The following is a 17374-nucleotide window of genomic DNA, read 5'->3' as shown; positions in this document are numbered from 1 at the left end:
CGGTAGCGGCGGCGTGCGGCAGTACGGCATGCTGACGATCCTCGTCGCGATCGTCGTCACCTTCCAGGTCCTCACCGGCGGCCGCCTGCTCTACCCCGACAACGTCGCCGCGCTGGTCCAGCAGAACGCGTACGTGCTGATCCTCGCCATCGGCATGGTGATGGTCATCGTCGCCCAGCACATCGACCTGTCGGTCGGCTCGATCGTGGCCTGCATCGGCGGCTACACCGCCCTGATGATCACCGAGTGGCACTGGCCCTGGCCGCTCGCCGTCGCCGCGGCCGTCGGCGTCGGCGTGGTCATCGGCTGCTGGCAGGGCTTCTGGATCGCCTACGTCGGCATACCCGCCTTCATCGTCACCCTCGGCGGCATGCTGCTCTTCCGCGGCCTGGCCGTGCTCGCGGTCAGCCAGACCGTGCCGGTGCAGGACAAGGGCTTCGGGGCCATCGCGGCCAAGTCGCTGCCGAACGCGCTGGGCTTCGTCGGCGACCTCGACGGCATGACGCTGCTCGTCGGCGGCGTGGCGATCGCGGGCCTGGTGCTGTCGCAGGTGCGGACCCGGCGCGAGCTGATCCGCTACGACCTGCGCCTGGAGCCCACGGCGGCGTTCGTGGGCCGGCTCGGGGTGTTCTCGGCGCTCACCGCCTACATCACGTACCTGCTCGCCGGGAGCACGGACGGCACCCCCAACGTCCTCGTGATCGTCGGGGCGCTCGTGGTCCTCTACACGTACGTCATGGGCAACACCGTGTTCGGCCGGCACATCTACGCGATGGGCGGCAACCTCGCCGCGGCCAAGCTGTCGGGCGTCAAGACGCGGCGGGTCACGTTCCTCATCTTCGTCAACATGGGGGTGCTCGCCGCCATCGCGGCGGTCGTCACCACCTCCCGGGCCGGGGCCGGTGTGGCCGGCGCCGGCACCAACTACGAGCTCGACGCGATCGCCGCCGCGTTCATCGGCGGCACCGCCGTCACCGGCGGCATCGGCAAGATCACCGGCGCCGTGATCGGCGCGCTCATCATGGGCGTGCTGAACATGGGCCTGTCCATTCTCGGCGCGGACGCGGCCTGGCAGCAGGCCATCAAGGGCCTCGTGCTCATCGCCGCGGTCGCCTTCGACATCGTGAGCAAGCGGCTCGCGAAGACGGAGACCTCATGAAGCTACGCAGACTGGCCACGGCCGGCGTGCTCGCCGCCCTGGCCGCCGCATCCCTCGGCGCCGTCACGGCCTCCGCCGGCGGCCCCCGCCCACCGGCGCCCCGGGACCAGAGCCTGCGCGGGCTGGCCGCCCGCAACGGCCTGTACTTCGGCACCGCCGTCGACGCCGGCGCCTACGCCGACGCGGCCGACCCGCAGTACAAATCCACGGTGGACGGTCAGTTCTCCACCGTCACCGCCGAGAACGCGATGAAGTGGGAGAGCCTCGAGCCCACCCGCGGCACCTACGACTGGGCCGCCGCCGACGCCTTCGTCGCCGCGGCCGCGCGCAACCACCAGTTGGTCCGCGGCCACGTGCTGGCCTGGTACAGCCAGCTGCCCGGCTGGCTGACGGCCGGCATCCAGGACGGCTCCATCGACGGCCCGCAGCTGCGCGACCTGCTGCACAAGCACATCACCGACGTGGTCGCCCACTTCCGGGGCCGGATCTGGCAGTGGGACGTGGTCAACGAGGCCGTCTCCGACCCGTGGGAGACCCCGTCGGCGATCCACCTCGGCGGCAACGCGGGCTCGCTCAAGCAGAAGTTCGCCGACCTGCTCGGCCCGGACTACGTCGCGGACGCCTTCCGCTGGGCCCGGGCGGCCGACCCGAAGGCCCTGCTGTTCTACAACGACTACAACATCGAGGCCTTCGGCGACGGCGGCCCCGGCGACAAGACCCAGTTCGTCTACGACATGGTCAAGCGGCTGCGCGCGGCCGGCGTGCCGATCGACGGCGTCGGCAGCCAGGGGCACCTCAGCACGCAGTACGGCAACTACGACGTCCTCGCCGTGGCCGACGCCCTGGACCGCTTCACCGGGCTCGGCGTGGCCGTGGCGTTCACCGAGGTGGACGCCCGCAGCCTCACCAAGGACGCCAAGGACCCGGCCCTCGACGCGGCCGGCCAGGACGTCAACGCGCGGGACCAGGCGTCGGCGTACAACTATCATGTGCTCCTGCAGGCCTGCCTGATGAACCCGCACTGCCTGTCGTTCACGGTGTGGGGCTTCACCGACCGGCACTCCTGGATTCCGGGCTGGTTCAAGAACCCGCCCGAGGGCGCGGGTTGCCTGTGGGACGCCGGCTACCAGCCGAAGAAGGCGCTGCGCACGGTCCAGGGCGACCTGGCCGCGGCCGGACCGCCCATGGTCCAGCCGCGGCAGCCGCAGAAGCCCCGCCGCTAACGGATCGGGACGTCCACATAGGACCCGCCGGCGACGGTGACCGTGCCGCCGAGGGTGTTGGCGTCGTAGTACAGCGGATCCGTGGTGTCGACGACCAGGGTGAGGGAGTGCCCGGCCGGCACGTCGTACGCGGTGGCCGACAACGCCACGTCCACGCTGCGGCTGCCGGCCGAGGTGCCCAGCCACGTCACCGGGGCGTGGGTGATGAGCTTGGCGTTGCCGAGCGCGTCGAGGTCGTACAGGTACGCGACCACGGTGCCCTGCGCGGCCGTGCCGGTCAGGCTGAGGTGCACCTTCGGGATGCCGCGGATGCGCAGGGCGCTGCCGGGCCGGTCCGACGCCCACACCCCGGCCCGCAGCCGGTCCACCGTGGGCAGCCAGATCTGCGGCTGCTGGCCGGTGAACGCCGACACGCCGTTGGTCAGCAGCACCACGCCGCCGTTGGCCGTGGTGTCCAGGTCGGACGGGAGGGTCTTGCTCCAGCCGGTGCTCGGCTCGCCGCCGAGCAGCCCGGTGCCGTCGATCCAGCGGATCGCGCCGAGGCCGTACCGCTTGGTCGACGTGTTCAGCGCGCCCCACGACGGGTACTGCTCGTAGCCGGCGTTGAGCGGCTTGAGGACCACGGGCGGCTCGGCGCCGATGCCGGTGTCCACCCCGGCGAGGTACTGGTCGAACCAGCGGTACAGGCTGGTCCAGGCGTCGTTGGGAAGCCCGGCGATCCCGGTGAGCTCCGCGATCGCGTGGTCGCCAGGGCGCAGTTCGAGGCGCTTCGGCGTGCTCAGCCGGCCGAACAGGTCGACCAGCTGGTCGGGCGGGAAGAACGAGTCGCCCCACGCGTTGGCGATGAGCACGGCCGGACGGTTGGCATTGATGGCGTCGAGGTACGTGGCCGGCGAGCGCACCCGGGCCCACGCCTTGACCTCATCGACGTTGCGGTTGGCGTTGAAGTCGGCGAGCTTGCCGCTGAGGTCCGCGCCGGGGTGCCCGACCAGGCTCGCGGCCAGGCTCAGCAGCCCCGAGGACTGCAGGTGCCGGGTGTTGTCGCCGTAGAGGGAGTAGACGAGGTCGGTCCAGCCGCTCATCATGACCACGGCCCGGATCCGCGGGTCGAAGGCGGAGCCGAGCAGGCTGATCCCGGCCCCGTAGGAGACCCCGGCGGCGCCGATGCGGGCCGGGTCGGCGGCGGTGTTGGCGATCGTCCAGTCGATCACCTTGGACAGGTCGGCCATGTCCTGCGGCCCGGCGGTGTCGATCTCGCCGCCGGAGGCCCACCAGCCGCGCGGGGTGTAGGACACGACGACGTAGCCGCGGCCGGCGAGCGCGTTGGCCTGAGCGAGGTACTCGAGGTCGTTGAGGCCCCAGCTGGACGGGAACACGATCGCGGGATGCCTGCCGGTGTCGGCGGGCGCGATCACGTTGCCCTTGAGCGTGACCCCGGCGCCGGGGATGTCGACGAAGCGCACCCCGGTCGTGGCGGCCCGGGCCGGCGCCGGGAACACGGCGACCGCGAGGACCAAGGTGAGCAGGAACAGCAGGGAACGGCGCATGCGCACTCCTCCTGGCGGGGATGGGGGTGCCCGTTGGTGGCGGCAGCGTAGGAGCCCGTTCCGAGAATGAGAAGCTCGTGACATTATCATTACCGATCGGTAACATACGTCGATGTGCTGTACGGTGTCCCGACGCCGCGGCGCCGCGACGCCCAGCGCAACCGCTCGGCCATCCTGCGCGCCGCGAGCGAGCTGCTGCTGACCGGCGGCGCCTTCGCCGGCATGCCGGAGGTGGCCCGGCGGGCGGGCGTCGGCCAGGCCACGCTGTACCGCCATTTCCCCGACCGGGGTGCGCTCGTCGCCGCCGTGGTGGCCGACCGGCTGGCCGGTCTCGAGGCCCGTGCGGCCGCCCCGTTCCGCGCGCTGCTGGCCGAGGGCCTGCACACCGAGGCCGCGATGCGCGGCCTGGACGCCGAGACGCGCCGCCGCCTGACCGCGCGCGTCGTGACGACCCTGGCCGTTCCATTGCGCCGCGCCCAGTCCGCCGGTGAGGTTCGCCCGGACCGCACGACCGCGGACCTGACGCTGCTGTTCGCGATGCTGACGGCCTCGGACGAGCAGAGCGTGGGACGCGCGATCGAGCTGCTGCTGGACGCGTTCTGTTTCGGCCCGGACGGGCATCACTAGCGGCGTCTGGGCCGGCGATCCGGCCGGCACCCTGGTGTAAGGTCCGGCCGTGCATTGGCTCGACGCGTTCTACGACGCACACTGGCAGGTCACCCGGGATCAGGCGATCAGTTACCGGGAGATCGTCGGCAACGCATTCGGTCTGGCGTCGGCGCTGTTCGGGCTGCGGCGGCTCGTCTGGGCGTGGCCGGTCGGGATCGTCGGCAACGTGCTGCTGTTCACCGTGTTCGTCAGCCAGCAGACCACGCCGCTGTACGGGCAGGCGGCCCGGCAGGTCTTCTTCGTCGCCACGAGCGTGTACGGATGGTGGCGCTGGCGGCGCAACCGCGGGGGCGGGGGAGCTCCTGCCGTACGCCCCAGGTGGGCGACGGCACGGGAACGGGCCTGGCTGGTTCCCGCGGGCCTGGCCGCCGTCGTGGCCTGCTTCTTCGTGTTCCGCGCGGTCGGCGCGGGGTTCCCGGTCCCGTGGTGGTACTACCTGGCCGACTCCTGGATCTTCGTCGGCTCCATCGCCGCCACCTACGCCATGGCGCGGGGCTGGGTCGACTTCTGGCTCTGCTGGATCGCCGTGGACCTCGTCGGCGTCCCGGAGCTGCTGCACTTCCACTACTACCCGTCGGCGCTGCTGTACGCGGTGTACGCCGGGTTCGTGCTGTGGGGCTTCGCCGTCTGGCTGCGCATCTCGCGCCGCGAGGGGCCCCAGCGCCGGTCGGCGGAACCGGCGCTGGAGCCCGCGTAATCAGGACGTGGGGAAGTTGTCCGCGGTGCGGATCCGGTTGCGCACGTACGCCCCAGACTCGGTCAGCTGTGCGGTGTTGGTGTAGGAGCCGGCCGCGCAGGTGCCGGGCTTGAACGCGGCGCTGCTCTCGTTCGCGTCGGAGTAGGTCCAGTTCGCGTAGCTGATCTTGTTCTGGTCGAGCAGGTCGAGCCACGCGCCGGTGCTGGACAGGTCGGTGGCGCCGCCGCCGGTGGCGCTGACCGTGCCGAACTCGGTGACGAACAGGGGCAGCAGCTTGGCCGCGCGGGCCACGGTGGTGCGGTAGTTGTCCTTGTGCGACGCCGCGTAGAAGTGGAACGCGTACATGATGTTCGTGGCGTTGACCGGGCTGTTGACGATCTCGGTCTCGCTCGACCCGTCGGACACGCCCAGCGAGGACCAGCCACGGGTGCCGACGATGACCACGGCGTCCGGGTCGGCCGCGCGGATCACCGGGATGACCTGCTCGGCGTAGCTCTTGATGCCCTGCCAGCTCACCCCGTTGGGCTCGTTGGCGATCTCGTAGATGACGTTCTTCTTGGCCGCGTTGCGGGCGGCGACGGAGGCGAAGAAGGTCTTGGCCCGGTCGAGGTTGTAGTTCGGGTCACCCGGGGTCAGGGTGTGGAAGTCGATGATGGCGTACATGCCGCGGGCCTCGGCCAGGTCGACGTAGCTGTTCACCTGCGCGGTGAACGCGGCCGGGTTGGTCTCGTAGCCCTGCTCCTGCACGTACATGGCGATCCGCAGCAGGTCGGCCTTCCAGTCGTTGGCCAGCGCGTCGAGGGACGCCCCGTTGTAGCACGACGCGAACCACTGGATGCCGTGCGTGCTCATGCCGCGCAGCTGGATTGCCTTGTTGTACTGGTTGCAGAGGTTCACCCCGCACACGTGCAGCTGCCCGTTGATGCCCAGCGGCGTACCCGTCGTGGGCGGCGGCGGGGTCGACGTGGACGGCGACGGTGAGGGCGACGACGAGGCGGACTTCGACGGCGACGGGCTCGTCGTCACCCCGCCGGTGCAGGCGACGCCGTTGAGCGTGAACGCGCCCGGCACCGGGTCGGCGCTCGTCCACGTCCCGTTGAAGCCGATCGACGTCGAGGCCCCGGTCGCCAGGCTGCCGTTGTAGTCCAGGCTCTTGGCGGTGACCGCGGATCCGCTCTGGCTGAAGGTGGCCGACCAGCCCTGCCCGACCTTCTGCCCGGCGTCGGGGAAGGTGAAGCCGAGCGTCCAGGCGGTCACCGGGTCGCCGAGGTTGGTGATCGCGACGTTGGCCGTGAAGCCGCCGGGCCACTGGTTGGCGATGGTGTAGTTGACGCGGCAGCCGGCCGAGGCCGAGGCGCTGACCATCGGGGCCAGGATCAGGCCGCCGGCCACGAGGGCCCCGACGGCGCCGACGACGCCGAGGGTACGGCCCCGCGGCAGACGTGTGCGCAGGCTCATGGATGTTCCTCCGAAGGGCGGGAGCGAGGTACGGTCGGTGATCGTCACCGCCGCCCCCTTGACCGCTCAAGTGCGGGCGTGGACCCGGCCGCGGAACATCGGTCTTGAGCTGCGGAAACCCGCCTAAATGCCGATGAAATGTACAAGTCGAACCGCTTCGAAGACCCGGAATGAGGCGACCCTTCGTCGATGGGATGCCGGGACCGCCCGTGGACACAATGGCGGCGTGCCCGATCCCGAACTCGCCGCGCTACGCGACTCCATCCACCACCGGGGAGAGGCGGACGTCGAGGGCGCCGCGATCGTCGTCACGGAGTACCTGGAGGGCATCCTGGGCGACGCGGGCGCCCCGGGCGATCCGGCGGCCATGCGCTGGGCCCGCGACCGCCTCCGCCTCTTCATGGTGGTGAGCCTCGGCAACTGGTTCGGCGTCCTGGAGCGCCTGCCGGCCGAGTACCGGGTGCTGCGCGAGGAGTGGCGCGCCCTGCTCGCCGAGCCTGCCCGCTACGGCCCGGAGGACCTGGTCGCCTGGTGGTGGCACCTGCAGCCGACGATGTTCGAGCCGCTCATCGCCGCCCAGCTGCGGGACATGACCGCCCCCCTGCGCGACGGCGTGGCCGCCATCCTGAAGGACGGCGCCGACTTCGACGAGCGCCTGGTCGACTGGAGCGCCTTCGGCGCCGCGTAGCTTCCTCACTGCCGCGGCGGGCCGGTCATCCTCGGGCCCGGCAGCGAGTCGCGCGGCGCCGGGCGGTGTCTGGCAGGAGGACCGGAGTCAGGGGAAGGCCGGCCCGGCAACCAGCGCAACGGGTGGGGCTTCCAGCGGTACCGCCGCGAGATCGAAGGCGAAGTGCAGCAGGCCGTCGACGTAGGTCGGGCCCGGGTCCGAGCCGGCCAGCGCGCGCACCAGCCCCCTGGTCGCGGCGTTGGAGCCGGCCACGTCGGCGTGGATGCTGCGGATGCCGGCGGCGATCATCCGCTGGACCAGGGCGCGGATCAGGGCCGAGGCCAGGCCGGTGCGCTGCCACGGGTCGGCGACGAGCACGGCCAGGTCGGCGGCCGGGGCGTCGGCGGGGTAGCGGCCGTACTCGGCCCACCCGCACAGCACGCCGTCGTCCACGGCGACCTGGGCGTCCCACTCCGGGCGGGGGCCGGCGGCCACGTGGGCCAGGTAGGCGGTGGGCAGGCGGCCGGCGCTGCCGACCAGGAAGCGGCGCTCGATGGTGCGCGGGGACAGGTGCTCCTGCGCGGCCACCACCAGCGCCCGGTCGCCCTCCTGCCACGGTCTGATCAGCACGCGAACCTCCCCCGGGGCAGCCTGAGTTCAAATATTAGACCCAGTTGTGGCGGCGGGATATGTCAGTCGGGCTGCGATACGGCGAAGGTGACGCAGCCCACACGGAGCAACCCGTCGTCCAGCGGGACGCAGCGGATGCCGCCGTGGCCGCGCAGGGCCCGCCAGGCGCCGGGGCCGATCGTCACGTCCATCCACGCGCACGGGTTGGCCGGGCGCTTCGCGTGCAGGCGGACCGGGCCGTCGCCGGAGTCCAGGGTCAGTACCGAGCCGACGAGGTCGTCCACCGGGACGCCGGCGACCAGGATGTTGCGCCGCACCTGGGCGAGGCCCGCGCCAGGGGGCAGGGACTCGGCCGCGATGACGGTGACGGACGCGTCGCGGTGGGCCGGGTGGCCGAAGTACCGGTCACCGACGATGCCCAGGCCGGCCCGGACACGTACCTCCCGGACCAGTTCACCGGGCGGGGCGGGGGAGGGACCGTCCTGCGGGCGCCCCTCGAAGCGGTGGCCCGGCGAGGCGAGTAGCTCCAGAATGCGCGAACCGGTACCCATCCGGACCATTCAACACCGTTGGGCCATTCCCCCGGTCGCCGCGGCGCCGCGCGGTTCCGGTACAAACCCGGATCATGCTTGCCGTCGTCCTCGCCGTGTTCGCCGCGGCCATGTTCACCACCTCGGCGGCGATGCAGCAACGCGCCGCGCAGCGGGCCGCGCCGGACTTCGCCCACCGGGCGCTGCCCGTGCGGGTCGTGCTGCTGGTCCGGCGGCTGGCGAAGGACAAGTGGTGGCTGGCCGGCTGGCTGTTCAACATCGCCGCGTTCGCCGCCCACGCCGTCGCGCTGCACGTGGGGTCGCTGACCGTCGTGCAGGCGCTGCTCGTCTCGCAGCTGCTGTTCGCGATGCTCACCGTGCGCCGGCCGCCGTTGCGGGCCTGGCTCGGCACCGTGGCCGTCTGCGCGGGGCTGGCGCTGCTGGTGGTGGCGCGGCCCGCGGTACCGCAACACCTCGACCGCCACGCCGTGGTCCCGGCGGTGGCCCTCGGGGCGGCCATCATGGTCCTGTTCGTGGCGCTCGCGCACCTGCTGCCCAAGCGCACCGAGGCCCGGCTGCGCGGCGCCCTGGCCGGCGTGGCGGCCGGCGTGTGCACCTGCCTGACCGCGGTCTTCGTCGTGCTCGTCACCGACACCCTGGCCCGCGACGGCGTGCTCGGCCTGGCCCAGGACTGGTCGCTCCTCGGGCTGATCGCGTCGACGACGGCGAGCGCCCTGCTGACCCAGGACGCCTTCGCGGCCGGCTCGCTGCCGACCGCGCTCACCGCGATCAGCATCACCGACCCGCTCTGCAGCGCGATCTTCGACGCCACCGTCTTCCACGTCGGCTGGCGCGATGCCACCTGGTGGCCGTGGAGCGCCGTGGGCGTGGTGGCCCTGCTGATCCTGGGCGTGACCCTGCTGGCGGCGGCCCGGGTCGCCCAGCGGGCGGCCCAGACCGCGCAGGCCGCCCAGCTGACCGTCTCCCAGGCGCCGTAACGCGCCTGAGGCGCCGGGCGCCATGCTCCCGGGCCGCCGTAACGCGCCTCAGGCGCCGGGCGTCACACTCCCCGGCGCCGTAACGGGGCTCAGGCGCCGGGCGCCATGCTCGCGGGCCGCCGTAACGCGCCTCAGGCGCCGGGCGTCGCACTCCCCGGCGCCGTAACGGGGCTCAGGCGCCGGGCGCCATGCTCGCGGGCCGCCGTAACGCGCCTCAGGCGCCGGGCGTCACGCTCCCCGGCGCCGTGACGCGGCTCAGGCGCTGTGCGGCACAGGGTTGCCCAGCCGCGCGGTCGCCTGCTCGAAGACCTCCAGCAGTCCGGAGATCGTGGCCGACCACGGGAACTGCTCGGCGACCGCGCGGGCGTCGGCCTGGCGGCGCTCGCGCGGCACGGCCAGCAGCGACTCCACCCCGTCGGCCAGGCCGACCGGCGTGCCGTCGGTGACCCGGCCCGACTCGGGGCGCAGCAGCAGCTCGCCGGCCGCGCCCTTGGCCGGCACCACCACGGGCACGCCGCAGGCCATCGACTCGAGCGTGGCCAGCCCGAAGGTCTCGGCCGGCGACGGGGACAGCGACACGTCGGCCCCGGCGACGAGGTCGGCCAGGCGCTGCCGCTCGGCCACGTGGCCGACGAACCGGACCGGCAGCCCCGCGGCGAGCTTCTCCAGCCGGCGCAGGTTGGGGCCGGTGCCGATGACGTCGAGGGTGGCGGGCACACCCCGGCGGCGCAGCTCGCGCAGGGCCTCGACGGACAGGTCGGGGTGCTTCTCCGTGGACAGGCGGGTCACGGTGACGAGACGGACCTGGTCGCCGCCGTTGCGCGGGGCGGGCCGGAAGGTCTCGAAGTCGACGCCGAGCGGCACGCGGTGGGTCTTCACCGGCTCGAAGGCGCTGAACTCGTCGACCGAGAAGGCGGAGGCGCCCACGATGTCGTCGACGAGGCGGTGCAGGCGGCGGTTGATGGCGACGGCGGCCGAGTCCAGCGGGAACCAGCGCGGCACCCGGGTGCGCAGGATGGCGTTGATGCGCTCGTGCGAGACGAGGACCAGCGGCACCTTGCGGCTGCGGGCCCACGGCGACAGCCAGCCGATGCTGAGCTTGTCGTTGGCCTCCAGCACGTCCGGCTCGACCTTGTCGAGCAGCTCGCACACCTTGGTGCGGGCGGTGAGCACCCGGTAGCCGCCCGTGCCGGGCAGCAGCGGGCTGCGGACCGTGAGGTGCCGGCCGTCGGGCAGCGTGATGTCGCGGTCCTCGGTGCCGGGCACCAGCGTGACGCGCTCGTGACCGGCGGCGATGTAGCCGCGGCCGGTCTGCTCGACGCAGGTGCGAAGGCCGCCCGACACCGGCGTGTAGAAGTTGGCGAGCTGGACGATCCTCACGATGCCGCCGCGTCGACGACTGCGCCGTAGGTGGTGGCCCGCGCGCCGGCCTTCAGCGCCCCCTCGATGGCCCGCAGCGTGTCGTCGCGCAGGCCGGGGCGGTGCAGGTCGTCGGGGTGCAGCGCGACGCGGACCAGCCCGCGGCGGCGGGCCGCCCAGGCCGCGCCGGTCTGCAGGATGCGCGAGCCGAGCCGCTCGCCGGTGCCGCCGGGACGGTGTGACAGGGCGAAGCCGCGGCGGGCCCGCCCGGATCGAAGGTCCTTCACCCCGAAATGATCCGTGGTGTACCGGAATCCCGCACCCGCAAGGGCCCGCACCGCGGCCGGCGAGGCGAGCCAGCCGGGCGGCGTGAAGCCGGTGGTGTGCAGCCCGAGGCGGTCCATCACGGCCTTGGCCCGGTCGAGGCGCCCGGCCGCCTGCTGCTCGTCGAGCGCGGCGAACTCGGCGGCGCCGCGGGCCACGGCCCGTCCGACCGCCCGGCGCACCACGGTGCCCTCCGGGCCGGCCATGTGGCACCAGCCGTGCAGCACCAGCTCGTCGCCGCCGGCCGCGCGCTCGCGCAGCACCCCGGCGTAGTCCTCGTGGCCGGCGAGGTCCATGCCGCGCCAGGGGCCGGGGATCACCAGCAGCGACACCGGGATGCCGAGCGCGTCGGCGTCGGCGCACCAGCGGGCGGTCTCATCGGCGGTCGCGGGCGCCACGTCGTGGACGCTCACCACCATCAACGGCTCGCGTGCCGGTCCGGGGTCCTCCGCGGAATGTTCCACACCCATCACCAACGCCCATCACACCAGGTCAAGGCGGCACAGTGCTGCCGAGTCGGGGTATCTGTCGCCGGACGGTAGCACGACCCGCACAACCACCCGGGACCTCGGGCACATTACGCCGGGCAATGCGGCGTACGTCACGGTCAAGTCGATGAACGGGCTATGAACCCGCTGTGAATCCGGCCGGGTTTTGTCAATGCTTGACAGTTTCCGTGCATGACAGCGACCCTTGTCGATATCGTGCCTGCCATCCGCCAATGGGGGGTTGCAACCCATGCGCCGACTGCTCGCCGTCCTCGCCCTGCTCCTGCCGATACTCGCCCTGCCGTCCGCACCGGCCGGTGCCGCCGTGGCCACCCGGCCGATCAAGATCATGCCGCTCGGCGACTCCATCACCTACGGCGTCGGCAGCTCGTCCAGCTCCAGCTACCGGGCCGCCCTGTGGAACCGGCTGGCCGTCCAGGCCGGCTACGCCATCGACTTCGTCGGCTCCCAGCAGTCCGGCGCCCTGCCCGACACCGACAACGAGGGCCACTCCGGCTGGCGCATCGACCAGATCGCCGCCAACATCGACGGCTGGCTGGCCACGTACCAGCCCGACGTGGTGCTGCTGCACATCGGCACCAACGACATGAACCAGAACTATCAGGTCGACACCGCGCCGCAGCGCCTCGCCGCGCTCGTCGACCGCATCCTCGCCGACCGGCCCACTGCCAGCGTGCTCGTCGCGAAGATCGTGCCGGCCCTCGACGCCGGCATCCAGGCCCGGATCAACACGTTCAACGCCGCGATCCCCAGCGCGCTGGCCGGCAGGGCCCGGACCAGGGTCGTCGACCTCACCGGCCTGGCCGCGGCCGACCTCAACGACACGCTGCACCCCAACGACGCCGGCTACGCGAAGATGGCCGTGCGCTGGTACTCCGCCCTGGAGCCGGTGCTCGGCGACGGCCGCGACCACCCGCTGCTGAGCACCGCCTTCGAGTCGAGCGACCCGGCCCCGACCTGGCTGGACAGCGCCGGCGCGGCGGTGAACGTCGGCGGGTACTGCTGCGGCCTCACCGCCGCCGAGTCCTCCCCGCGGGCCGAGATCGCGCACAGCGGCACCAGCGCGCTGATGTACTCCGGCTCCGACAACTCGGCCACGCAGTCGTACTCCTACCAGCGCATCTTCGCCGCCGACCTGCCCGTGACGGCGAGCACCGTGCTGTCGTACTGGATCTACCCGCAGCAGGCGGCCGGCACCTTCGTCGCCGTCGACCTGCAGTTCACCGACGGCGCGACGCTGCGCGACTCCGGGGCGGTGGACCAGTTCGGGGTGCGGGCGCATCCGCAGTACCAGGGCGAGGGTGGACACCTGGCGGTCAACCAGTGGAACCTCGTGCGGGTGAGCCTGGCCGGGCTGGCCGGCAGGACCGTCTCCCGCGTCGACGTCGGCTTCGACCGGCCCACCGGCACGGGCCCCTTCCGCGGCTACGTCGACGACCTCACCATCGCCGACGAGTCGGGCGCCTACCCGGGCGTCAACCTGGCCCGCGGCGCGGCCGCCACCGGCTCGGCCTCCTGCGTCGCCGCCGAGGCGCCGGCCAAGGCGGCCGACGGCGTGGTCACCGGCAACAGCAAATGGTGCAGCGGCGTGGCCGGCGCCGTCCTGCAGCTGGACCTCGGCGCGTCGCACACCCTGCGCCGGTTCGTGGTCCGCCACGCCGCGTCCGGCGGGGAGGCGCTCGGGCTCAACTCGCGGGCCTTCACCATCCAGACGAGCACCGACGGCGCCACGTGGGCCACGGCGGTGACCGTCACCGCCAACGCCGACGGCGTGACCACGCACAGCATCAATGCGACCACCGCGCGGTACGTGCGGCTGACGGTCACCACCCCGACCCAGAACGTGGACGGCGCCACCCGCATCTACGAATTGGAGGTCGACGGGTCCTGAGCCAGTTCCAGGCGCGCCTGGGCGATGAGCCGGGCGATGCCGTGGGCGCCCACGGCGGCGGCCAGTTCGCCGGCCTCGTCGAGGGTGGCCGCGGCATCGCCCGGGCGCCCCTGCTCGGCCGCGATGTAGGCCAGGCCCACCAGGTTGGCCGCCACGCCCGCGTCGAAGCCGAGCGCGCGGCGCAGCGCCGAGGACTCCTCGAAGTACGCCCGGGCCGCGTCGAGCCGGCCGGCCAGGTGCTCGGAGAAGCCGAGGTGGCGCAGGGTGTACGACAGCATGAGCCGGTCGCCCGCGGACTGCGACAGCTCGCGAGCCCGCTCGAACAGCGGCCGGGCGGTCGCGTCGTCGTCGCGCACCACCTGGTGGAAGCAGCCGGCCCAGAAGGTCGCCTCGCCCTCGCCGCGCGGGTCGCCGAGGGCCGCCCAGAGCTCGCGGGCCCGCTCGAACAGCGCCAGCTCGGCCGGGTCCTCGTCGCCGCGCTCGTTGAGGAACGCGGCGTGGATGAGCTTCCCGCGCTCCAGGCACAGCTGCGCCTCGATCGCGTCGAGGCCGCGCGCGGCGGCCGGCAGGCCGGTCGGGTCGCCGCCGAAGACCGAGGCCTCGTAGGCCTGTCGTGCCTGATCCAGTGTCATGCGGCCAACCCTAGGGAACGGGCGGCGCCGGGTCTCACCGCAGGGCGTGCTGGCTCCAGTACGACAGATCGCGCGAAACCGCGGCGGTCTGCGGGTCGTCGGGGCCCAGGGCGGCCAGCAGGTCGCGGTGCAGCTCGTCGAGGACCGCCACGGCGTCGGGGACCGCGCGGGACATGCCGAGCCAGCGGGCCAGCGAGCGGCGGGGCCGGGCGGTCGCGGGGTGGCGCGGGCCGAAGGCGCGCTGGGCCTGCAGGACGAGCAGGCGGCAGCGCTCGGCGGCGGCCGGCAATCATCCGTCCGGCCTGCCGTTTGTCCCGGGACTTCGGGCGATCTGGTCCGTTTTGGACGGATTTACGGGACAATACCTTGGTGGAGCGAACCGAACAGCGGCCGGGTGGCAGCACGACGGCGCACGTGGGGCGGCAGCCGATCTACGACCGGGACGGCGCGGTGGTCGGCTACGAGCTGCTGTTCCGGGCCGGGACCGGGGCCAGCAGCGCCACCCGGGTCGACGACCACGCCACCGCGCGGGTGCTCGTCGCCGCGTTCACCGAGATCGGCCTCGACGAGCTGACCGGCGGCCGGGTCTGCTTCCTCAACGTCACGCGCTCGTTCCTGACCGGGCGGCTGCCGCTGCCCTTCGACTACAGCCAGGCCGTGCTCGAGGTGCCGAGCCTGCCCGAGGTCGACGACGAGCTGATGGCCGGGCTCAGCGTGCTGTCCGAGCGCGGGTTCACCATCGCCCTGGACCACTTCCGGGCCCGCGGGCCGCGGGAGGTGCTGCTGCCGCTGGTGAGCTACGTGAAGATCGACATGCTCGACGCCGCCGAGGCCGACGTGCGCGCCTGCGTGGAGATCTGCCGGCGGTACAAGCACGTGCAGCTCGTCGCCGTGCGGCTGGAGAGCGCCGAGGCCCTGCGGCTGGCCTTCGAGCTCGGCTTCGACCTCTTCCAGGGGCACATCCTGGGCCGGCCGCACGTCGACTCGACGGTGGCGCTGACCCCGGGGCGGCTGGCCCGGCTGCGGGTGCTGGCCGCGCTGTCCGCCGACGACGTCGACCTCGACGAGGTGGTGGCCCAGGTCAGCCAGGACGCCGGGCTGAGCCTGCGGCTGCTGCGGGCGACCAACGCGGCCACGTTCGGCCTGAACCGCACCGTCTCCTCGGTCCGTGAGGCGATCGTCGCCATGGGGCTCAACCGGCTGCGCCAGTGGGTCACACTCATGCTGGTCTCCGACCTGACCACGGCCGACCACGAGCAGCTGGTGCGGATCCTGGTCCGGGCCCGGCTGTGCCAGCTGCTGGCCGGCTCGGCCGACTACCCGGAGGCCGCGGAGCGGACCGACGCGGCGTACCTCGGCGGCCTGCTCTCCGCGGTCGCCGACCACTTCGCCGCGCCGATCGACCGGATCGTGGCCGGCCTGCCGCTCGGCCCGCAGCTGCTGAGCGCGCTGCACGGCGACGACAGCCCGCTCGCCGCGGTGCTGGCCGCGGCCCGCGCCTACACCGACCCGTGGGCGCCCACCTTCCCCGAGGAGGGCGCGATCGTCGCCGCCTACCTCTCGGCGCTGCGCTGGACCAACGGGGTGCTCGGCGAGCTCGGGCCGGAGGTGCCGGACCACGCCGAGGAACGGCTGCGGGAGCTGGCGACGGCGGGGGTCTAGCTCTCGTCGTCCAGCCAGCGCTCGTCGCGCTCCTTGTCGGCGAAGGAGACGTGGCCGGGGCGCTGCTTGGCGCGGTACATCGCCTTGTCGGCCAGCTGCACCAGCCGCTCGGGCTCGACGGCGGCGTCCTCGGGGGTCTCCACCACGACGACGCCGATGCTGGTCGTGACCTGCACCATGTCCCCGGTGGAGAGGGCGACGGGCTCGGCGACGGCGTCGAGGATGCGGCGCAGCACGGCGGGGATGCGCTCGGTGGCGCCGATCTGCTCCAGCAGTACCACGAACTCGTCGCCGCCGACGCGGGCCACGAAGTCGCTGCCCCGCACCGTGCTCACCAGCCGCCCGGCCACCCCGATCAGCAGCTCGTCCCCGGCCGCGTGCCCGTGGCGGTCGTTGACCGGCTTGAAGCCGTTGAGGTCCAGGAACAGCACCGCCATCGGGCCGCCGCCGCGGTGCACGCGCCCCGCCGCGTCGTGGATCCGGTTGACCACGCGCCGGCGGTTGGCCAGCCCGGTCAGCGGGTCGTGGGAGGCGGCGTGCTCCTGGCGGCGCTGCTCGGTCACGTCGCGGTTGACGTAGACGAAGCCGGCCCGGCCGCCGTCCGGCGCGGTCAGCGTGGACACCGAGGACAGCACGGTCAGCGGGGCCCCGTCGAAGCGGCGTTCCCGCAGCTCGCCGCTCCACCGGCCGGTGTCCTCGAGGTCCTCGAGGACCTGGCGCACGCCGATCTTCTCGCCGTCGTCCGTGCAGCACGTGGTGGCCAGCAGCGCGAAGAGGTCGCAGCCGACCGCCTCGCCGGCCGGGTAGCCGTAGAGGCGCTCGGCGCCGGCGTTCCAGGAGTCGATCACGTTGTCCGCGCTGCACGAGATCACCGCGTCGGAGATCGCGTCGAGCAGGTCGGACTGCCGGCGCGCGTCGTCGAGCAGGGCGAGCGTGGCCATCAGCGCCCGGCCGTGCTCCAGGGTGGCGGCCGCCAGCGCCGCGAGCGCCTCGACGAAGTCGGCGTCCGCCGCCGGGATCGGGCCGTTGCCCGGCGCCTGTACCCCGAGCGAGCCCACGGTCCGCCCGCGCACCACGATCGGCGCGACGACCACGCCGGCCGCTCTCGCGTCGGCGCGCCGGGCCTGGTCGTCCAGGGCCGCGACGGTGGCCCGGCGCAGCGCCATGCCCGTGGGCGACCCGCCGCCGGCGCCGCCGGCCCGCACCAGCGGCGCGGCGCCGTCCTCGGGCATCAGCGCGGCCACGACACACCGGTTCGCCACCTCGGCGTCGAGCTGGGCCGCGAGGTACTCGACCAGCCGATCCTCGTCGTACGCCGACCCGAGCAGCCGTGCGCCGACGGCAGCGAGGGCAGCGAAACGGGACACGAACGCCTATCGGCCGGAGAACGCCCGAGCTGAGAGGGGTTGTCGCACGGCA

General features: G+C 73.1%; 17 protein-coding genes. 8 read left to right on the top strand and 9 right to left on the bottom strand.

Annotated features, from left to right (window positions below; translation table 11 throughout):
- Positions 1-13: 13 nt before the first annotated feature.
- Complete coding sequence (mmsB, locus tag ABD352_RS50225; protein WP_344619760.1) at positions 14-1159, top strand: multiple monosaccharide ABC transporter permease; 1146 nt, start codon at positions 14-16, stop codon at positions 1157-1159.
- Positions 1156-2382: an endo-1,4-beta-xylanase gene (locus tag ABD352_RS50220; protein ID WP_344619759.1), complete on the top strand. Its 1227-nt coding sequence runs from the start codon at positions 1156-1158 to the stop codon at positions 2380-2382. Before mmsB ends, ABD352_RS50220 begins: the two co-directional genes overlap by 4 nt.
- Here ABD352_RS50220 and ABD352_RS50215 read toward each other — a convergent pair.
- Positions 2379-3929 (bottom strand): CocE/NonD family hydrolase, encoded by a 1551-nt coding sequence (locus ABD352_RS50215; protein WP_344619758.1) that lies wholly within the window; start codon positions 3927-3929, stop codon positions 2379-2381. The genes ABD352_RS50220 and ABD352_RS50215 overlap by 4 nt on opposite strands.
- Before the next feature lie 114 nt (positions 3930-4043).
- Between ABD352_RS50215 and ABD352_RS50210 the strand changes: the two genes are divergently transcribed.
- The gene (locus tag ABD352_RS50210; RefSeq protein WP_344619757.1) at positions 4044-4556 is read left to right on the top strand and encodes a TetR/AcrR family transcriptional regulator; all 513 of its coding nucleotides are present in this window, start codon (positions 4044-4046) and stop codon (positions 4554-4556) included.
- A 106-nt stretch (positions 4557-4662) separates the two neighbouring features.
- Positions 4663-5295, top strand: a complete 633-nt coding sequence (pnuC, locus tag ABD352_RS50205; RefSeq protein WP_344619774.1) for a nicotinamide riboside transporter PnuC — start codon at positions 4663-4665, stop codon at positions 5293-5295.
- Here pnuC and ABD352_RS50200 read toward each other — a convergent pair whose 3' ends face one another.
- The gene (locus ABD352_RS50200; protein WP_425553962.1) at positions 5296-6753 is read right to left on the bottom strand and encodes a cellulase family glycosylhydrolase; all 1458 of its coding nucleotides are present in this window, start codon (positions 6751-6753) and stop codon (positions 5296-5298) included.
- Between the two features lie 226 nt (positions 6754-6979).
- Between ABD352_RS50200 and ABD352_RS50195 the strand changes: the two genes are divergently transcribed.
- Positions 6980-7441, top strand: coding sequence for a hypothetical protein (locus ABD352_RS50195; RefSeq protein WP_344619756.1), 462 nt, complete (start codon positions 6980-6982; stop codon positions 7439-7441).
- 87 nt (positions 7442-7528) lie between these two features.
- Here the strand turns inward: ABD352_RS50195 and ABD352_RS50190 are convergent, their stop codons facing one another.
- Together ABD352_RS50190 and ABD352_RS50185 are read right to left on the bottom strand one after the other, a co-directional pair.
- Complete coding sequence (locus tag ABD352_RS50190) at positions 7529-8050, bottom strand: GNAT family N-acetyltransferase (protein WP_344619755.1); 522 nt, start codon at positions 8048-8050, stop codon at positions 7529-7531.
- A gap of 62 nt (positions 8051-8112) precedes the next feature.
- Positions 8113-8601: a molybdenum cofactor biosysynthesis protein gene (locus tag ABD352_RS50185; RefSeq protein ID WP_344619754.1), complete on the bottom strand. Its 489-nt coding sequence runs from the start codon at positions 8599-8601 to the stop codon at positions 8113-8115.
- Between the two features lie 74 nt (positions 8602-8675).
- Between ABD352_RS50185 and ABD352_RS50180 the strand changes: the two genes are divergently transcribed.
- Positions 8676-9578 (top strand): DMT family transporter, encoded by a 903-nt coding sequence (locus ABD352_RS50180; RefSeq protein WP_344619753.1) that lies wholly within the window; start codon positions 8676-8678, stop codon positions 9576-9578.
- A 255-nt stretch (positions 9579-9833) separates the two neighbouring features.
- Here the strand turns inward: ABD352_RS50180 and ABD352_RS50175 are convergent, their stop codons facing one another.
- Both ABD352_RS50175 and ABD352_RS50170 read right to left on the bottom strand, forming a co-directional pair.
- Positions 9834-10958, bottom strand: a complete 1125-nt coding sequence (locus tag ABD352_RS50175; protein WP_344619752.1) for a glycosyltransferase — start codon at positions 10956-10958, stop codon at positions 9834-9836.
- Positions 10955-11725, bottom strand: a complete 771-nt coding sequence (locus tag ABD352_RS50170; RefSeq protein WP_344619751.1) for a DUF2334 domain-containing protein — start codon at positions 11723-11725, stop codon at positions 10955-10957. The genes ABD352_RS50175 and ABD352_RS50170 overlap by 4 nt, the downstream gene beginning before the upstream one ends.
- A gap of 274 nt (positions 11726-11999) precedes the next feature.
- On the opposite strand from ABD352_RS50170, the gene ABD352_RS50165 reads away from it, so the two are divergent.
- Positions 12000-13661, top strand: a complete 1662-nt coding sequence (locus tag ABD352_RS50165) for a GDSL-type esterase/lipase family protein (RefSeq protein WP_344619750.1) — start codon at positions 12000-12002, stop codon at positions 13659-13661.
- On the opposite strand, the gene ABD352_RS50160 is transcribed toward ABD352_RS50165, so the two are convergent.
- Positions 13634-14293: a tetratricopeptide repeat protein gene (locus ABD352_RS50160; protein ID WP_344619749.1), complete on the bottom strand. Its 660-nt coding sequence runs from the start codon at positions 14291-14293 to the stop codon at positions 13634-13636. The two genes, ABD352_RS50165 and ABD352_RS50160, sit on opposite strands and share 28 nt — an antisense overlap.
- Positions 14294-14327: 34 nt before the next feature.
- Positions 14328-14582, bottom strand: a complete 255-nt coding sequence (locus ABD352_RS50155; protein ID WP_344619748.1) for a hypothetical protein — start codon at positions 14580-14582, stop codon at positions 14328-14330.
- Between the two features lie 80 nt (positions 14583-14662).
- Between ABD352_RS50155 and ABD352_RS50150 the strand changes: the two genes are divergently transcribed.
- The gene (locus tag ABD352_RS50150; protein ID WP_344619747.1) at positions 14663-15955 is read left to right on the top strand and encodes an EAL and HDOD domain-containing protein; all 1293 of its coding nucleotides are present in this window, start codon (positions 14663-14665) and stop codon (positions 15953-15955) included.
- On the opposite strand, the gene ABD352_RS50145 is transcribed toward ABD352_RS50150, so the two are convergent.
- Positions 15952-17322: a diguanylate cyclase domain-containing protein gene (locus ABD352_RS50145; protein ID WP_344619746.1), complete on the bottom strand. Its 1371-nt coding sequence runs from the start codon at positions 17320-17322 to the stop codon at positions 15952-15954. The two genes, ABD352_RS50150 and ABD352_RS50145, sit on opposite strands and share 4 nt — an antisense overlap.
- Between the last annotated feature and the right edge of the window lie 52 nt (positions 17323-17374).

This window comes from Dactylosporangium salmoneum, assembly GCF_039532525.1.
Classification (GTDB): domain Bacteria; phylum Actinomycetota; class Actinomycetes; order Mycobacteriales; family Micromonosporaceae; genus Dactylosporangium; species Dactylosporangium salmoneum.
Note: the sequence above shows the minus strand (reverse complement) of the source record. Positions and strands in the feature narration are given on the sequence as shown.